Origin of the sequence: Flavobacterium sp. 9R (genome assembly GCF_902506345.1) — a bacterium.
GTDB lineage: Bacteria > Bacteroidota > Bacteroidia > Flavobacteriales > Flavobacteriaceae > Flavobacterium.
In genome coordinates this window covers 531,749-548,987 of sequence record NZ_LR733413.1, presented here as the reverse complement: position 1 = coordinate 548,987, position 17,239 = coordinate 531,749, and the positions used below count along the sequence as shown (strand labels likewise).

The 17,239-nt window shown below is 35.0% G+C and carries 16 protein-coding genes and 1 tRNA gene; 13 read left to right on the top strand and 4 right to left on the bottom strand.

From position 1 onward, the window contains the following. Positions 1-6: 6 nt before the first annotated feature. A complete protein-coding gene (locus FLAVO9AF_RS02435) occupies positions 7-1,869 on the bottom strand; it encodes a DNA topoisomerase IV subunit B (protein ID WP_159683716.1) in 1,863 nt (620 codons plus the stop codon). Between the two features lie 147 nt (positions 1,870-2,016). On the opposite strand from FLAVO9AF_RS02435, the gene FLAVO9AF_RS02430 reads away from it, so the two are divergent. The 9 genes from FLAVO9AF_RS02430 to rlmH all read left to right on the top strand — a co-directional run bounded on the left by FLAVO9AF_RS02430 (position 2,017) and on the right by rlmH (position 10,958). Beyond that, positions 2,017-3,228, top strand: a complete 1,212-nt coding sequence (locus FLAVO9AF_RS02430) for a HAMP domain-containing sensor histidine kinase (RefSeq protein WP_159683713.1) — start codon at positions 2,017-2,019, stop codon at positions 3,226-3,228. A 224-nt stretch (positions 3,229-3,452) separates the two neighbouring features. Further along, positions 3,453-3,950: a thiol peroxidase gene (tpx, locus tag FLAVO9AF_RS02425; RefSeq protein ID WP_159690833.1), complete on the top strand. Its 498-nt coding sequence runs from the start codon at positions 3,453-3,455 to the stop codon at positions 3,948-3,950. A gap of 7 nt (positions 3,951-3,957) precedes the next feature. After that, the gene (locus tag FLAVO9AF_RS02420) at positions 3,958-4,332 is read left to right on the top strand and encodes a diacylglycerol kinase family protein (protein ID WP_159683710.1); all 375 of its coding nucleotides are present in this window, start codon (positions 3,958-3,960) and stop codon (positions 4,330-4,332) included. Between the two features lie 17 nt (positions 4,333-4,349). Beyond that, the gene (locus tag FLAVO9AF_RS02415) at positions 4,350-6,800 is read left to right on the top strand and encodes a DNA translocase FtsK (protein WP_159683707.1); all 2,451 of its coding nucleotides are present in this window, start codon (positions 4,350-4,352) and stop codon (positions 6,798-6,800) included. A gap of 3 nt (positions 6,801-6,803) precedes the next feature. Further along, positions 6,804-7,502 carry an outer membrane lipoprotein carrier protein LolA gene (locus FLAVO9AF_RS02410; RefSeq protein ID WP_159683704.1) on the top strand — a complete coding sequence of 233 codons (699 nt, stop codon included), beginning with the start codon at positions 6,804-6,806 and terminating at the stop codon, positions 7,500-7,502. 6 nt (positions 7,503-7,508) lie between these two features. After that, a complete protein-coding gene (locus tag FLAVO9AF_RS02405) occupies positions 7,509-8,957 on the top strand; it encodes an LptF/LptG family permease (RefSeq protein ID WP_159683700.1) in 1,449 nt (482 codons plus the stop codon). Between the two features lie 8 nt (positions 8,958-8,965). Continuing rightward, the gene (gene ribB, locus FLAVO9AF_RS02400; protein WP_159683695.1) at positions 8,966-10,099 is read left to right on the top strand and encodes a 3,4-dihydroxy-2-butanone-4-phosphate synthase; all 1,134 of its coding nucleotides are present in this window, start codon (positions 8,966-8,968) and stop codon (positions 10,097-10,099) included. 166 nt (positions 10,100-10,265) lie between these two features. Beyond that, positions 10,266-10,350 (top strand) — tRNA-Ser (locus FLAVO9AF_RS02395). A gap of 134 nt (positions 10,351-10,484) precedes the next feature. Further along, entirely contained in the window at positions 10,485-10,958 is a 474-nt protein-coding gene (gene rlmH, locus FLAVO9AF_RS02390) for a 23S rRNA (pseudouridine(1915)-N(3))-methyltransferase RlmH (RefSeq protein ID WP_159683693.1), read from the top strand. A gap of 40 nt (positions 10,959-10,998) precedes the next feature. Here the strand turns inward: rlmH and FLAVO9AF_RS02385 are convergent, their stop codons facing one another. Both FLAVO9AF_RS02385 and folP read right to left on the bottom strand, forming a co-directional pair. After that, positions 10,999-11,631 carry a hypothetical protein gene (locus FLAVO9AF_RS02385; RefSeq protein WP_159683690.1) on the bottom strand — a complete coding sequence of 211 codons (633 nt, stop codon included), beginning with the start codon at positions 11,629-11,631 and terminating at the stop codon, positions 10,999-11,001. Between the two features lie 5 nt (positions 11,632-11,636). Further along, positions 11,637-12,464, bottom strand: a complete 828-nt coding sequence (folP, locus tag FLAVO9AF_RS02380; RefSeq protein WP_159683687.1) for a dihydropteroate synthase — start codon at positions 12,462-12,464, stop codon at positions 11,637-11,639. Between the two features lie 89 nt (positions 12,465-12,553). Between folP and FLAVO9AF_RS02375 the strand changes: the two genes are divergently transcribed. The 4 genes from FLAVO9AF_RS02375 to tpiA all read left to right on the top strand — a co-directional run bounded on the left by FLAVO9AF_RS02375 (position 12,554) and on the right by tpiA (position 15,791). After that, positions 12,554-13,102 (top strand): DUF1599 domain-containing protein, encoded by a 549-nt coding sequence (locus FLAVO9AF_RS02375; protein ID WP_159683684.1) that lies wholly within the window; start codon positions 12,554-12,556, stop codon positions 13,100-13,102. 13 nt (positions 13,103-13,115) lie between these two features. Next, positions 13,116-14,216 carry a BT_3928 family protein gene (locus FLAVO9AF_RS02370; RefSeq protein WP_159683681.1) on the top strand — a complete coding sequence of 367 codons (1,101 nt, stop codon included), beginning with the start codon at positions 13,116-13,118 and terminating at the stop codon, positions 14,214-14,216. Between the two features lie 299 nt (positions 14,217-14,515). Next, positions 14,516-15,010: a TlpA disulfide reductase family protein gene (locus FLAVO9AF_RS02365; protein WP_159683678.1), complete on the top strand. Its 495-nt coding sequence runs from the start codon at positions 14,516-14,518 to the stop codon at positions 15,008-15,010. Positions 15,011-15,038: 28 nt separating this feature from the next. After that, the gene (gene tpiA / locus FLAVO9AF_RS02360; protein ID WP_159683675.1) at positions 15,039-15,791 is read left to right on the top strand and encodes a triose-phosphate isomerase; all 753 of its coding nucleotides are present in this window, start codon (positions 15,039-15,041) and stop codon (positions 15,789-15,791) included. A gap of 142 nt (positions 15,792-15,933) precedes the next feature. Here tpiA and FLAVO9AF_RS02355 read toward each other — a convergent pair whose 3' ends face one another. After that, positions 15,934-17,118, bottom strand: a complete 1,185-nt coding sequence (locus FLAVO9AF_RS02355; protein ID WP_159683672.1) for a porin — start codon at positions 17,116-17,118, stop codon at positions 15,934-15,936. Between the last annotated feature and the right edge of the window lie 121 nt (positions 17,119-17,239).

Here is a 17,239-nt window from a genome sequence, read left to right as displayed (position 1 = left end):
AAAATATTATTCTTTCTCAATCACATCCAAATCTACCTTCAAGTTTTTGATGATAAACTCTTGTCGGTCTGGGGTATTTTTACCCATATAAAACGACAATAATTGCTCGATAGAGGTATTTTTATCCATCATAATAGGATCCAATCGAATGGTTTCTCCAATGAAATTTTTGAACTCATCTGGCGAAATTTCCCCGAGTCCTTTAAATCGAGTGATTTCGGGTTTGGGTTTTAATTTTTCAATGGCGTCTCTGCGCTCTTCATCAGAATAGCAATAAATGGTTTCTTTCTTATTTCGAACTCTAAAAAGTGGCGTTTGCAAAATATACAAATGCCCCTCTTTGATTAATTCAGGGAAAAATTGCAAGAAAAAGGTAATCAATAACAAGCGAATGTGCATTCCATCGACATCGGCATCGGTTGCAATTACAATATTGTTGTAGCGCAAGTCACCCATATCTTCTTCGATATTCAAGGCCGCTTGCAACAAATTGAATTCTTCATTTTCATACACAATCTTCTTACTCATTCCGTAAGAATTCAAAGGCTTTCCACGCAAACTAAAAACCGCTTGTGTATTCACATCACGCGATTTGGTAATCGACCCCGAAGCCGAATCTCCCTCGGTTATAAACAATGTACTTTCTAAATATCTTGGGTTTTTGATGTCTGGCAAATGCACGCGACAGTCTCTCAACTTCTTATTGTGCAAACTGGCTTTTTTAGCTCGGTCTTTGGCTAATTTTCGAATGCCTGATAATTCTTTTCGCTCGCGCTCGGCTTGCAGAATTTTTCGAAGCAACAAATCGGCTGTTTCTGGATTTTTATGTAAAAAATTGTCTAATTTATTTTTCACAAAGTCATTCACAAACGTTCTAACCGATGCCATTCCTGGCTCAGAGCCCATATCTGTAGAACCTAATTTCGTTTTGGTTTGGGATTCAAAAACAGGTTCCATCACCTTGATACTAACCGCACTCACAATAGATTTACGAATATCCGAAGGGTCGAAGGTTTTATTGTAAAATTCACGAATGGTTTTGACCACCGCTTCTCTAAAAGCGACTAAATGGGTTCCCCCTTGTGTTGTATTTTGACCGTTTACAAAAGAATGGTATTCCTCGCTGTATTGCGATTTACTATGGGTCATCGCAATCTCAATATCATCCCCTTTAAGATGAATAATTGGATACACCATATCTTCCTCTGCAATATTTTCATCTAATAAATCTTTCAATCCATTTTCAGAAAAATATTTTTCACCGTTATAGATAATTGTTAACCCCGTATTTAGGTAACAATAGTTTTTAAGCATTTTTACTATATACTCATTTCTGAATTTATAGTTTTTGAAGATGGCTTCATCAGGAATAAAAGTAACTTTGGTTCCTTTGCGCTTCGTGGTTTCGATGATATCTTCTTCTAGAACCAAATTTCCCGCTGAAAACTCAGCTGCTTTTTGCTTATCGTCACGAACCGATTCAACTCTAAAATAATTAGACAAAGCATTAACCGCCTTGGTTCCTACTCCATTCAATCCAACTGATTTCTTAAACGCTAAAGAGTCATATTTTCCTCCCGTATTCATTTTAGAAACTACGTCGATTACCTTTCCTAAAGGGATTCCACGACCATAATCGCGAACCGCAACCGTTTTGTCTTTAATGGTCACTTCGATAGATTTCCCAGCGCCCATTACGAACTCATCAATACAGTTGTCTAATACTTCTTTTAAAAGAATATAAATACCGTCATCCGGCGAAGAACCGTCACCAAGCTTTCCGATATACATTCCGGGACGCATCCGGATGTGTTCTTTCCAATCGAGAGAACGTATATTGTCTTCATTATAAATATTTTGCTCAACCATAAACAGATTTTGGATTTTGATGCAATATAGCATATATCTCCAAAAAATGAAAGGCGATACTCTTTAATTTTTTTTAATAAAATCAGGCTCAAAAACAATGTTTTACATCGGTTTTGAGTAAATTTACCGCCAAATTTTTTCAAAAAAATGCCAAATACCATAAAACCGAGTTTAGAGCAAATTAAACTCATCAACGAATATTTATTATTTGACTCTCCAAACGAGGAACAATACGACAACATTACATTTTTGGCTACCCAAATCTGTAAAACACCAATTTCTACTATTACATTAATTGATACTACTCGCCAGTGGTTCAAATCCAAAATAGGTTTTACCCATAACGAAAATCCTATAGAGTATTCCTTTTGTGCCTTGGCACTCTCCAAAAACTTAGATTTTATAGAAATTCCAAATTTAATGCTAGACGAAGAGTTTAGCGGTATAGGCAAATTAAACGGCTTGGAAGAAAACGGTTTTTATGCTAGTGTGGCAATCAGGAATGAAAAAGGAATTCCGTTAGCCACCTTGTGCGTTATTGATTATGAAAGCAAAAAACTCACAAATGACCAAAAAAAGGGGTTGCAAATTTTAGGAAAACAAGTAGAAGCCCTTTTTAAATTAAGACACAAAAACGTTGCTTTACTTAACAATTACAAACTTTTAAGCGAACAATACGAGGCGTTGAAACAGTTCTCCAATCGTGTATCCCACGACATTCAATCGCCGCTAAACAATATCATTTCATTGATTACCCTTTTCAGAGAAGAAAACGAAACTTCTTTTTCTAGCTCGGAATATCTGGACTTAATGATTGAAAGCTCTAGTCAACTAAAAGAATACGTTACTAAACTGCTTTATTATTATCGTTCTGAAAATCAAATCATCAGTAAAAAGGATTTTAATATTAATGAAATAATCACTACCACCAACTCTATCCTAAATCCAAAAAAAGAATTCAAAATAGAGTCAACTTTTGAAAAAGCTCAGATATATACGGATCCATTAGCTTTGACTCAAATTGTAATGAATCTAGTTTCGAATGGATTAAAATACAATTACAGCACCATTCCCGTAATTACCTTTGGTTTCAATGAAACAACTACCTCCTATCAACTAAAAATTAGCGATAACGGAATTGGTTTAAGCGAGACCGAGGCCGCCTCAATCCTAAACAATTCAGCCAGCATCGCAAAAAAAGATCGTTTTGGGAATTATGGTACGCAATTAGGCTGGACTACCATCAAGAATCTTTGCAACAAAATAGGGGTTTCTATTTCTATAGATTCAAAAGTTAATGAAGGAAGCACCTTTATTCTTTCAATCCCTAAAGAAGTAAACACCCTTTCAGCTTCGTAGTAGAACATAAAACGTAACGATACGAAACAGCACACATACAAACACAAAGCCATAGCAAAGACAATTTCTTAGGCTTTGTTATTTCACTTCAACCCTCAAAAAAGAGTCAAAAAACAAGTTTTATTCCTGAAGCACAAGCTATTTTGTTGGAGCTAAAATCTTGCTTTAGGAAACCCAATTCTTAAAAAAAATTCATACTTTTGAAACTCAAAAAAAACAACGATATGGCGACAGTAACATTAGGTGGAAACCCAATTCACACTTCAGGCGAACTTCCTCAAGTTGGAAGCAAATTAGTAGATTTCAAACTAATCAAAAATGATTTATCAGCAGCTACATTAGCTGATTTTGCTGGTAAAAAATTAGTTTTAAATATTTTTCCAAGTATCGATACCGGAACTTGTGCTACATCTGTTAGAAAATTTAACGAAAGCGCTAGTGCTTTAGAGAACACTACCGTTTTGTGTATTTCAAGAGATTTACCTTTTGCTCAAAAACGTTTTTGTGGTGCAGAAGGATTAGAAAACGTAGTGAATTTATCCGATTTCCAAGAAGGTAGTTTTGGTAAAACTAATGGCTTAGAAATTATCGAAGGTCCATTGGCTGGATTGCATTCAAGAGTAATCATTGTAGTTGATGAAAACGGAGTAATTACCCACACAGAACAAGTTGGAGAAATTGCGAACGAACCAAATTACGAAGCAGCTTTAGCAGCACTATAATACATCTATGGAATTTCAAAAAGACAATTCTTTTGTAACCGGAAGATTAAAAAGTGTTACGTATGCTTTTAAAGGAGCAATAAAATTAATAAGTACGGAACATAGCATAATGGTTCAGTTTTCTATTGGAATACTCATTAGCATTTTAGGCTTTATAATGAACATTTCTGCTACAGAATGGTTGTTTCAAACTTTTGCTATTGGACTAGTAATGAGTATTGAAGGCCTAAACACTGCTGTAGAAAAAATAGCCGATTTTATTCATCCAAATTACAGTCAAAGAATTGGTTTTATCAAAGATATTGCTGCAGGGTCTGTTTTCTTTGCAGCAATTACCGCAATCATTATAGGTTTAATCATTTACGTTCCAAAATTCATTTAGGCTTACTTTAAAAAAGAATGGCAAAAACAAATAAAAAAAACTCATCTGAGACTCCTTCTGATAGTACTACTCCAAAATCTAAATTTTGGGAAGTATCCAAGCAAAACAAACTCATAATTGGCAGCTTACTGGTATTATTTTCTATTGGTTTACTAATCGCTTTTGTTTCCTTTTTTCTATACGGACAAGAAGACCAAAGCGCAGTAAATGCTGTATCAGATAGAAATGAGGTAGTTCAAAATTGGTTAGGAAAAATTGGCGCTTTCCTTGCGGACGCTCTTATTTATAAAGGTTTCGGAATTGCATCATTCTTATTTGTGCGTTTATTCTTTTTAACTGGTCTGTTTTTATTTTTAGATTTAAAATTAAAAAAACTCAAAAGCATTTGGTTTTGGGACTTGTTCCTAATCGTTATCGTATCGATTTTATTTGGATTCTTTGCCACTTCTTTACCTGAACTAGGAGGAACTGTAGGATACGAACTCAATTTGTTTTTCCAAGATTACATCGGAAAAACAGGTACCTTATTGGTGTTAATTTTTGGTATTTTAATCTACTTAATCTTCAAGATAAAAATATCTCCAGAAAAAATTCAAAATTTATTTCATTCTACCAAAGATGAAATTAAAGATGAAATAGCCAATAATCCTTTTCCGAAAGAAACTTCAAACGCCTACAATTTAGAAGAATTTGCCATTGAAGAGGAAGAAGATTTAGAAGACACCATTCATCTTAAAACCTCAGGTTCACAGTTCGAAATTAACAAAGAAGCCTTGAAACCTACTATTAGTAGCGCTTCCGAAATTAATTTGGAACCTCAATTGAAACCACAACCTATTGTTGCTACAATTCCAAATGAAGTAATCACCACCAACGACGAGGCTTTTGTAATTGAAAAAGCAGCCGAAGAAGATATTATCGAAGAAAATCTTGCTTCACGTTTGGTTTCGGATTTTGGTTTATTCGACCCAACCTTGGATTTATCAAATTACAAATACCCAACAATAGATTTATTAAAAGAATATTCTACTGGTGGAATTACCATCAATCAAGAGGAATTAGAAGAAAACAAAAACAAAATCGTTGACACCCTTCGCAATTACAAAATAGAAATTGCGCAAATTAAAGCAACAGTTGGTCCATCGGTTACCTTATATGAAATTGTTCCAGAAGCAGGAATCAGAATTTCAAAAATCAAAAGTTTAGAGGACGATATCGCCTTGTCTTTATCTGCACTTGGAATTCGTATCATTGCGCCAATTCCAGGAAAAGGAACAATTGGTATCGAGGTTCCTAACAAGAATCCTACTATGGTTTCTATGAAAAGTGTTATTGGTTCGGCTAAATTTCAAGAAGCCGAAATGGAATTACCAATTGCTTTAGGAAAAACCATTTCTAATGAAACTTTTGTAGTCGATTTGGCAAAAATGCCACACCTATTGATGGCGGGTGCTACTGGACAAGGAAAATCGGTAGGATTAAATGCCGTATTGACTTCTCTTTTGTACAAAAAACATCCAGCCGAAGTGAAATTCGTTTTGGTAGACCCTAAAAAAGTAGAGCTTACCCTTTTTAATAAAATAGAAAGACATTATTTAGCTAAATTGCCCGATACCGAAGACGCCATTATTACTGATAATGCGAAAGTTGTTGCTACATTAAACTCACTTTGTGTTGAAATGGACAATCGTTATTCGTTGTTAAAAGACGCTATGGTGCGCAACATCAAAGAGTACAACGAAAAATTCAAATCTAGAAAGTTAAATCCTGAATTAGGGCACCGTTTTTTACCTTACATCGTATTGGTAGTCGACGAGTTTGCCGACTTAATTATGACGGCCGGTAAAGAAGTAGAAGTTCCTATTGCCCGTTTAGCGCAATTGGCTCGTGCGATCGGAATACATTTGATTATTGCTACTCAAAGACCTTCGGTGAATGTAATTACAGGTTTGATTAAAGCCAACTTCCCAGCTCGTATTGCTTTTAGAGTAACTTCAAAAATTGACTCTAGGACCATTTTAGATACACAAGGCGCTGACCAATTGATTGGTAGAGGGGATTTATTATACACCAATGGCAATGATGTGGTTCGTGTACAATGCGCCTTTATCGACACCCCAGAAGTAGAAAAAATAACCGAATTTATAGGTTCGCAAAAGGCCTATGCCACTGCTTATTTACTTCCAGAGTTCGTTGGAGAAGAAAGTGGCATTAATCTTGATATGGATGTTTCCGAAAGAGACCCCTTATTTAGAGAAGCTGCCGAGATTATTGTCAATGCACAGCAAGGCTCTGCTTCTTTACTACAACGCAAACTCAAACTAGGATACAACAGAGCAGGACGACTAATTGACCAATTAGAAGCTGCTGGAATTGTAGGCTCCTTTGAAGGAAGTAAAGCACGTAGTGTAAATATTCAAGATATGAGTTCTCTTGATCAATTTTTCAATAACGAACTAAACAATTAAATCATGTTACCTAGCACTCAAAACACAACTCTTTTTGCATTAAAAAACAAGTCTCAAGCAATTTTGTCTTTTTTAACCTTAATTGCCTTGTTTTGTTCTGTTTACACCTCTAACGGACAAGATAAAAAAGCCAAAGCTTTACTAGACCAAGTAACCAGCAAAGTAAAAAGTTACGATAACATTACGATTGATTTTAAATACAGCTTGCAAAATGCTAAAGAGAACATCAATCAAGATAGTAAAGGAAATGTTACCCTAAAAGGAAACATGTATGTACTTAATTTTATGGGGGTAACTAAAATGTTTGACGGTAAAAAAACATACACAATCGTTCCTGAAGACGAAGAAATCACGATTTCTAAACTTAATGAAAATGACGACAACGCCATTACACCTTCAAAAATGTTGACTTTTTTCAACTCTGGTTACAAATACACTATGGACATCATTCAAGATGTTAGAGGAAGAAAAATACAATATGTAAAACTTGTTCCAACAAATGCAAAAGACCAAAGAAAAGAAATTTTATTGGGTATCGACATACAAACCAAACACATTTATAACTTAATTGAATTTGGTAAAAAAGGAACAAAAACAACCCTTACCGTTAATTCTTTTAAAACTAATCAGTCATTATCAAAAAATCAATTTACCTTTGCGGCGAGTAAATACCCCAATTACTACATCAATAAAATAGATTAAACATAGGTGAAGATACTTGACAAATATTTATTAAAATCGTTTCTGATTACATTTACTACGGTTTTTGTTATCCTTTTTTTCATCTTTATTCTCCAAACCGTTTGGCTTTTTATCACTGAATTAGCTGGAAAAGATTTGGATTTTATAATGATTATCAAATTCTTACTCTTCTCAATGCCAAGGATTATTCCTTTGGTTCTACCATTATCGGTTTTATTGGCTTCTATCATGACTTTTGGAAGTTTTTCTGAAAACTATGAATTAGCAGCAATGAAATCATCTGGAATCTCATTACAAAGATGTTTTCGTACTTTAATTGTTTTTATCTCTTTATTAAGCATTGTTGCTTTTATGTTTGCAAACAATGTAATTCCATATGCAGAGTACAAATTCATGAGTTTTAGAAGAAACATTGCTCAAGTTAAGCCTGCTTTGGCTATAGCTGAAGGACAATTTAATACTGTTGGTGTCTACAACATCAAAGTGAATAAAAAATCGGGAGATAAAGGTAATTTTTTGAGCGGTGTTACCATTCACAAGAAATCATTAATGGGTGATGGAAATAAGACTGTCATCAAAGCCAAAACAGGTGAATTGATTAGCAATGAAGAATCAAATTTATTGCAATTAGTTTTAAAGGATGGCTATTACTATGAAGATGTTACTCCTAAAAAATATGAAGACAGAGAAAAAATGCCTTTTGTAAAAAGTTCATTCAAGAGAGACATCATCAACATTGACTTATCTAAATTAAACACAACCGCTGTCGAAGATACCAAAGACGCTAATACTAAAGGAATGCTCGATGTTTCAGAACTTATATACACTATCGATTCCTTATCAAAAAGCAAAGCTACGGAGACCAAATCATTTTCTGAAAACATCAATCAGAGAGTCACGATTCCAATAGTCTCTACTACTACATCAACTAATGATACGGTAAAGAAAACCAAAAAGAGCAACACAAAAGACCCATTGGCCCCTTTTACTGATGACGAAAAAGCAACCGTTTACAAAAATGCTTTAGCCAATACACAAAGTACTGTAGCAAGCATTAACGGAACACTTTCGGATTTGAAATTAAAACAAAAAAACATCAACAGCCACGAATTTGTGATTTACGAAAAATTCGTTATTGCCTTTGCTTGTTTCTTAATGTTCTTCATTGGCGCACCATTGGGAGCCATTATACGAAAAGGAGGTATTGGACTTCCAATTGTATTTGCAGTATTGATATTCATTACTTTCCATTTCATCAACACTTTCGGAAAAAGAATTTCTCAAGAAGATGGGCTCACTCCTTTTGTTGGAGCGTGGATGTCCTCATTCATATTAACACCCTTGGCTTTATTATTAACTTACAGAGCCATCAACGATATTGGCATCATCAATATGGATCGTATAACAGAACCTTTTCAAAAATTGGTTAAAAAATTATTCCCTTCTAAAAACTAATTCTACACATGGTAGCAGATAAAATACAACTCAATACAATTGAGGAAGCAATTGAAGACATTCGTCAAGGTAAAGTAATCATTGTAGTAGACGACGAAGATCGTGAAAACGAAGGTGATTTTTTGGCAGCCGCCGAAAAAGTAACTCCTGAGATGATTAATTTCATGGCAACGCATGGTCGCGGACTAATTTGCGCTCCTCTTACTGAAAGCCGTTGCAAGGAACTAGGATTACATGTAATGGTGAGCAACAATACCGATCCAATGGAAACCGCTTTTACCGTTTCGGTCGACTTAAGAGGAAATGGTGTAACTACAGGAATTTCTGCCTCTGATAGAGCAAAAACAATTCTTTCCTTGGTGGATTCTAACACAAAACCACACGACCTAGCTCGTCCTGGACATATTTTCCCGCTAATCGCTAAGCAAGGCGGTGTATTAAGAAGAACTGGACATACAGAAGCTGCAATTGATTTTGCACGTTTAGCAGGCTTTAAATCGGCTGGTGTGATTGTGGAAATCATGAACGAGGACGGAACCATGGCTCGTTTGCCACAATTGGTTAAAGTGGCTAAAAAATTCGATTTGAAATTAGTTTCTATTGAAGCATTAGTGGCCTACAGAATGCAACACGATAGTCTTATTGTTAAAAAAGAAGATTTCGATATACAAACTCGTTTTGGAACTTTTAGATTCCGTGCTTACCAACAAACGACCAACAAACAAGTGCATATTGCCTTAACCAAAGGAACATGGAATTCTGGTGAGTCTATTCTAACAAGAATTAACTCTTCTCAAGTAAATAACGATTTGTTAGGAACATTAACCAATAATGCCGACAAACAACTAGACGATATGTTTACTACCATCAACAATGAAGGAAAAGGCGCAGTGATTTTTATCAATCAAGACATGCAAGCCGTAAACCTGTTGAGTAGAATTGCAGAATTAAAAGATTTACAAGCCAATGGCGAACTCAAAGCTCCTAAAATAAAAATAGACAGTAAAGACTTTGGAATTGGAGCTCAAATTCTGCACGATTTAGACATTTCAAAAATACGATTGGTTACGAATACAGCACAAGGAAAACGCGTTGGAATGATTGGTTACGGCCTTGAAATTACAGAATACGTAAACTATTAATCTTTTAGAATTTTTTTTTTATTTTTTTTATTCTCCTAAAACATAGAAAATGAAATGATTAAAAAAAAGCCAAAAAAAAAGGTGCAATTTTTATAAAAATACATTTGCATAACCAAAAAAGGTTCTTATATTTGCACTCGCAATCACGAAATGATAGCGACTTACTGGAGGAATGGCAGAGCGGTCGAATGCGGCAGTCTTGAAAACTGTTGACTGTAACAGGTCCGGGGGTTCGAATCCCTCTTCCTCCGCAAAAACCCCGAAAACAAATTGTTTTCGGGGTTTTGTCTTTTATGGATTTTAAGACAGATTAAAACTATTGTTGCTTTAATCTATTAAGCAATTTGCAACAGTAATCTGTCTCTATTTAACTCTTAAATAGCGTATGAATATCAAATTGATTGCCATTGGCAAAACCGACAATAAAGCACTACAAACCTTGATCGATGATTATACCAAACGATTGTCGTTTTATATCAAATTTGAATTGGAAATTATTCCTGACATCAAGAATGTAAAAAACTTATCCGAGAGTCAGCAAAAAGAAAAAGAAGGCGAGTTGATTCTATCAAAGATTACACCTACCGATCAATTAATTTTATTAGACGAAAACGGAAAAACCTTCTCTAGTGTGGGTTTCTCTAGCGAATTGCAAAAAAAAATGAACTCAGGAATCAAAACCTTAGTTTTTGTGATTGGTGGTCCTTATGGTTTTTCAGATACAGTTTACGCCAAAGCACAAGGCAAAATATCACTATCATTAATGACTTTTTCCCATCAAATGGTGCGTTTATTCTTTATCGAACAATTGTATCGTGGATTTACTATTTTACGCAACGAACCTTATCATCATCAATAAACATTAAAAAGAAAAGCTCTATTGATTCCTATAATTTTCGTTAAAAAATGAATTCTTGTCGGGATGAATTCGAATCAAAACCTTCAAACTTCAAGCCTCGAATAAAGATTTGATTTTGTAGATAAGTGTCAAAACTACTTTCTTTGGCAAAACCAAAATACAGCGTTCTCGTTTTGTCGCTTGGCAATTGATTCAAATAGTCTTGTAAAGCAGTTTTCTTAATTTCTTTAGAATTTACAATAACGCTATTGTTTTGGGTAAAAAGAATCAAAGTTGCGAGCTTCGGTTTCTCCATCTTATAGGTCACATTCGTAAACGAAACAAAAGCCAAGTTTTTGTGAAGACTATCAGCATACGAAAAATAGTTTTCAGAGGTTTCACTTTTGTGCATACTCTTCTCTTTTTTGGCTTGCATTTTCATTACTTGAGGCATCACCAAACGCAGAGGTAATCGTTTATCAATGTTGAATACCCAATGGGTCGAACTAATAGTATTGCTCCTATTTAAATCTGCAATAGTGTCTTTTCCCTTTAAAGCAAAGAAAATATAAACGGGAGAATGTTCGCCGATGGTAGTTACCAAAGATTGATTCAACTTAGGCAATTGAACTTCTTTTTTTCCTTCGCAGGCTAACAGAAATAGAGCCAAAACACTTAAAACAACTGATTTCATCTTTTTTATTTTATTGATACTTTTCCCCATAATTTGATGGTTTCTACTGCTTCTTTAACGTCGTGAACTCTCAAAATAGCAGCTCCCTTTTCTAAGGCGAGAGTATTCAAAACGGTGGTGCCGTTTAAGGCTTCTTCGGGGTCAATTTGTAGTGTCTTGTAAATCATTGATTTCCTAGAAACTCCTGCTAAAATTGGCAATTCCAATGATTTAAAAAGCTGCAAATGACGCAACAATTCAAAATTATGTTCGATGGTCTTAGCAAAGCCAAAGCCTGGATCAACAATCAAATCTGATATTCCCAAACTACGTGCAGCTGCAATTCGTTCCGAAAAATAAAACAATATTTCTTTGACCAAATCATCATATTGCGCAAGTGTACTCATCGTTTGTGGTGTTCCCTTCATATGCATCATAATGTAAGGAACTCTATAATTAGCTACAATTTGCATCATCAACGGATCCAAAAAACCAGCTGAAATGTCGTTTACAATAGCCGCACCTTGATCCAAACACAACTGAGCCACTTCGCTTCTAAAGGTATCAATTGAAACTATAGCTTCAGGAAAATGTTGAAGTATTGAAGCAACTATTGGAACTGTTCTAGCCTTTTCTTCTTGAACAGTAACCGCTACAGCATTGGGCTTACTTGAATAGCCTCCTACATCAATAAAAGTAGCACCATCTATAAGCATTTGTTCTACTCTTTGTAAAACTTCACGATCATTAGTGTAACGACCTCCGTCAAAAAAAGAATCGGGTGTGACATTCAAAATCCCCATTACTTTGGGTGTAGATAAGTCAATTAATTCGCCATTGCAGTTGATTGTCATGATTTTGTTGATTGTTGTATAAATTTGGTAAACGATTCCAAAAAAATAGCTTATTTTTGGAGCAATCAGAATACAAATATACACCAATAATGAAGAATACTTCACAAGAATACGATGCGGTTATAACCATTTGTCGGCAATTATTCATCAACAAAATGAAAGATTACGGAAGTGCTTGGCGCATACTAAGATTGCCTTCGCTGACCGACCAAATATTTATCAAAGCACAACGCATCCGCAGTTTACAAGAAAACGATATCCGAAAAGTTGACGAAGACGAAACTGGAGAATTCATTGGTATTATCAATTATTCGATTATGGCTTTGATTCAGCTTGAATTGGGAGTGGTAGAACAACCCGACTTAGATGTAACCGCTGCTACCACTTGGTACGATAGCAAAATTGAACTTACCAAAACTTTAATGGAAGCCAAAAATCACGATTATGGCGAAGCTTGGCGCGAAATGCGAGTGAGTTCGCTTACTGATTTGATTTTACAAAAACTACTCCGAGTGAAACAAATTGAAGACAACAAAGGCAAAACATTAGTTTCTGAAGGCATTGATGCCAATTATCAAGATATGATAAACTATGCTGTTTTTGCCCTTATCTTAATGCAATTTCATTTGAAAAAATAAATTATTCCCCACTATGAAAAACATTCTTACCCAATTCTCCCGACTTTTCGTTGGAATTTTATTTATCATTTCTGGATTAATTAAACTCAACGACCCGGTTGGATTCTCATACAAACTAGCCGAATATTTTAGTGAACCTGTGTTCAATATGCCTTTTTTAGAGCCATTTGCATTAGCGATTGCCTATTTTTTGGTAATACTTGAAGTGGTTTTGGGAGTGTTATTATTAATTGGTTACAAAACCAAATTCACTATTTGGAGTTTATTAACACTAATTGTTTTATTCACCTTTTTGACCTTTTACTCCGCCTATTTTGATGTGGTGAAAGATTGCGGCTGTTTTGGTGACGCTTTAAAACTAACACCTTGGCAATCCTTTACGAAAGACGTTGTTTTATTATTTTTTATTTTAATACTATACTTTAATCAAAAATTAGTACAACCATTATTTGGAGTAAAAACACAAAATGTTCTTGTTGCCGTTGCAGTAGTACTTTGTTGCTTTATGGGGTATTGGGTATTGAATCACTTGCCTCTAAAAGACTTTAGACCCTTTAAAGTAGGAAACAATATCAACGAAGGGATGCAAATTCCAGAGAATGCTCCAAAAAGCGAAGTAGAAATGGTCTTTATCTACAAAGTAAATGGCGTTCAGAAAGAATTTACAGAAAAAGAGTTAATGAACATTCCAGCGGGGGCTACTTTTGTAGATAGAAAAGACAAAGTTATCAAAGAAGGCTACATTCCACCAATTCATGACTTTACTATAGAAAAAGATGGCAAAGATTTTAAAGAGGAATTCTTAAATGAACAAAAGCTAATGCTAATTGTTGCCTACGATTTGAACAAATCTAGCGCAGATGGAATGACTAAAATGGAGGCTCTGCATAAAAAAGCATTGATTAAAGGTTATAAAGTAATTGGAATGACTGCTTCTTCTCCAGAGCAAATTGAGGCAGCAAAAAAACAATTTGGTCTCACTTTCGATTTTTATTTCTGTGATGCTATTCCGCTTAAAACCATCGAAAGAGCCAACCCTAGTGTCGTGATTATCTCGAAAGCAGTAGTCAAACAAAAAGTACATTACAACGATATTGAAGATTTAAAGCTATAATCCCTTCAAAATCAAACAACAAAAAAGAGTGCCCTCCATTAAACGGAAGGCACTCTTTTTTTGTAAAAGCTAGATTTTCTTTTAAAAAGGTATCGAAAAACAATTTTAGAATTTTAGTTTTAGCACCAATCTGAATGAATCACTAAAGAGCACTCGCATTTTACGACAAACCCCCTATTTTATTAACGATAACGTTATTGTTGTATTTTTTTAACAAAAAAACAACTAAACTAACAATCCGAGCGGTGCCTAGATGAAATAGTTTCTTTAAATTTGTAGACAATGAAAAAACCAACAATATGAAAAAAATAATCGCTCTTTTTATTGCTTTTGCTAGTTTTTCGTGCACTCAAGCTCAAAAATCAGCATTTTCGTCAGTAGCTTTAAATGAAAAACTATTAGCAGCAAATGACAGTCAAGTAGCATTTAAAGATGTTTTAAAAAAACATAAAGGCAAAACAGTAGTCATTGAAGTTTGGGCCTCTTGGTGTGGTGATTGTGTAAAAGCAATGCCAAAATTAAAAGAATTACAAGCCAATCATCCAAAGGTAGACTATGTATTCATCTCTATGGATAAAACCGCTGATAAATGGAAAGCGGGTATTGAGAAACACGAAATCAAAGGCGATCATTATATGGCTAATGATCAAATGAAAGGTGTTTTTGGAAAAGCCATCGACCTAGATTGGATTCCACGTTACATCATTATCGATAAAAAAGGGAAAATCGTGCGTTACCGCGCTATTGAAACCGATTTTGCAGCCATCGACGAAACATTAAAAAGTTTAAACTAAAATAATACAACCTATAAATACAAAAAAAATGAGAAAGAAGATTGTAGCAGGAAACTGGAAAATGCATAAAAATGCAGCACAAACCCAAGAATTATTGACTGACTTACTAGCAAAAATACCAACACAAACAACGGCAGAAGTAATTGTAGCACCAACTTTTATAAACTTAGCAGCTGCGGTAACCAAATTAGAAGGAAGCGCTATTGAAGTTGCAGCACAAAACCTTCACCAGGCAGAAAGCGGAGCATTTACAGGTGAAATTTCTGCTGATATGATTAAAAGTGTAGGCGTGAACCACGTTATCTTAGGACACTCTGAGCGTAGAGCTATTTTCCACGAAACCGATGCTTTGATTGCATCAAAAGTTGATACTGCATTAGAACACGATATGACGGTAATTTTCTGTTTTGGTGAAGAATTAAAAGACCGTCAATCTGGAAATCACTTTAACATTGTGGAAAACCAATTGAAAGATGGTTTATTCCATATTACAGCTGCGGATTGGGAAAAAGTAGTTTTAGCTTACGAGCCAGTTTGGGCTATTGGAACAGGAGAAACGGCTTCACCAGAGCAAGCACAAGAAATGCACGAATTCATTAGAGAAACCGTTCGCAAAGCCTTCGGAAGCGATATCGCAGAAGACCTTACCATCTTATACGGTGGAAGTGTAAAACCAGACAACGCTAAAGAAATCTTCTCTAAACCAGATGTAGACGGAGGTCTAATTGGTGGAGCTGCCTTGAACGCTACTGATTTCTTAGCTATTGTTACTGCTATCTAATCCAATCATAAAGCAAGAAACCTTTGAAAGTTTCTGCTGATATTCTATAAAAACCTGACCAATTGGTCAGGTTTTTTTTGTGCCATAATCAAGAAAAATATTGGTTATTGACGATTATCAGATAAATTCATTCCCGATTTACCTAAAATCGAATTTGATACTGCAATAAAATTTGGTTGTAATCGTATTGTGCTGAATTAGGAATACTTTTGTTGTAATCTACAAAAAGCCCAACCAACGATAACTTTCCAATATAATCTTCTCCCAAAATATAACTCGCCATAGGTGTGTAAATTCGGAGGGGATTACCAGCTTTGACTAGATTCTCGAGGTATTCATAACGAAAAGAAAACTCTACACCTATCTTTTTGTCTACATCGATAATTTTACGAACCAAAGGAATCACATAAACACCTTGCATTTCATAATCATTCAATTCTTTTGGAACAAGTTTCGAAGCAGTATACGCATTCAAATTCGAGCCTCTTTTGTACTCTGTATCCAAAGCCAAGCATAATGTTGGACTAATTTTTTTCTCAAACTGCAAATCGGCACCATACGCCTTAGCGGATTGTCCATCCCAACGCGAAAAACCAACATTGCCACCCAAATTAAGGTACTTGCCTAACTTGTATTCTAACCGAAACATATGATGCTTTGCATTATCGGAGTCGGCGACTTGATTTTTACCATTTCCGTTGACAAAACTATAATAGTACTTGAGAGGAATTTTCAAATCTGATAGGGAACCAAAAACAGCAGCACCTATTTGAAAGCTTTGCCAACCATTGTTCCCAAAAAGAGTGTACTGATTGGACCAATTATAGGATTTTAAAATATCGGCTGGGTACAAATCTTCTAAGCCAAAATAAGGACGAAATTGCCCTGCTTGAATCGACAAATAGTTATTGGCTTTGTATTTCAAATTAGCCAATTCTAAAACACGAGTTTGAGGGTTATTTTTAAAATCGGCTAAATTAATCAGCACTTGAGCCGTAATTTTATTGATTTCGAACTTGGCTTGTAAGCGAACATAACGAAGGTAAAAGCCATTGTCTGAAGCCTTATCATCGGTAGTGTGATTACCATTCATATCCACATTAGAAGAAAATGTTTTGGCATAATCCCCCACAAAAAGAACAGCATAACTGGCTTTTTTAGTTAAGAAATCAAGCTTTTTATCTGCCGCTTGGGTTTCTTTGGGTTGATTTGAAAGTGGAGGTTGATTTTCGATTTTCTTTTCTGATAGTTCAGTGCTTTGACTATAGCAAAGCGAGGTGAAGAATGCCAAGGGTACTAGCATCCATTTTTTGAATTCAATAAGCATTTTTTAAGTATTTTGATAGAAGCTTTAGAGGTAATTAACCTGATTTATACAGAAGGAACTGCTTTAGTTTCTTGTAAAAGCTTCTGTATTAAAGAAACCCTAAAATTAAAACACAGCCCTT

Bases quoted from the DNA above. Each gene is read 5' to 3' on its own strand.
- FLAVO9AF_RS02435 (WP_159683716.1), bottom strand. From the start codon at position 1,869: ATGGTTGAGCAAAATATTTATAATGAAGACAATATACGTTCTCTCGAT.
- FLAVO9AF_RS02430 (WP_159683713.1), top strand. From the start codon at position 2,017: ATGCCAAATACCATAAAACCGAGTTTAGAGCAAATTAAACTCATCAAC.
- tpx (WP_159690833.1), top strand. From the start codon at position 3,453: ATGGCGACAGTAACATTAGGTGGAAACCCAATTCACACTTCAGGCGAA.
- FLAVO9AF_RS02420 (WP_159683710.1), top strand. From the start codon at position 3,958: ATGGAATTTCAAAAAGACAATTCTTTTGTAACCGGAAGATTAAAAAGT.
- FLAVO9AF_RS02415 (WP_159683707.1), top strand. From the start codon at position 4,350: ATGGCAAAAACAAATAAAAAAAACTCATCTGAGACTCCTTCTGATAGT.
- FLAVO9AF_RS02410 (WP_159683704.1), top strand. From the start codon at position 6,804: ATGTTACCTAGCACTCAAAACACAACTCTTTTTGCATTAAAAAACAAG.
- ribB (WP_159683695.1), top strand. From the start codon at position 8,966: ATGGTAGCAGATAAAATACAACTCAATACAATTGAGGAAGCAATTGAA.
- rlmH (WP_159683693.1), top strand. From the start codon at position 10,485: ATGAATATCAAATTGATTGCCATTGGCAAAACCGACAATAAAGCACTA.
- FLAVO9AF_RS02385 (WP_159683690.1), bottom strand. From the start codon at position 11,631: ATGAAATCAGTTGTTTTAAGTGTTTTGGCTCTATTTCTGTTAGCCTGC.
- folP (WP_159683687.1), bottom strand. From the start codon at position 12,464: ATGACAATCAACTGCAATGGCGAATTAATTGACTTATCTACACCCAAA.
- FLAVO9AF_RS02375 (WP_159683684.1), top strand. From the start codon at position 12,554: ATGAAGAATACTTCACAAGAATACGATGCGGTTATAACCATTTGTCGG.
- FLAVO9AF_RS02370 (WP_159683681.1), top strand. From the start codon at position 13,116: ATGAAAAACATTCTTACCCAATTCTCCCGACTTTTCGTTGGAATTTTA.
- FLAVO9AF_RS02365 (WP_159683678.1), top strand. From the start codon at position 14,516: ATGAAAAAAATAATCGCTCTTTTTATTGCTTTTGCTAGTTTTTCGTGC.
- tpiA (WP_159683675.1), top strand. From the start codon at position 15,039: ATGAGAAAGAAGATTGTAGCAGGAAACTGGAAAATGCATAAAAATGCA.
- FLAVO9AF_RS02355 (WP_159683672.1), bottom strand. From the start codon at position 17,118: ATGCTTATTGAATTCAAAAAATGGATGCTAGTACCCTTGGCATTCTTC.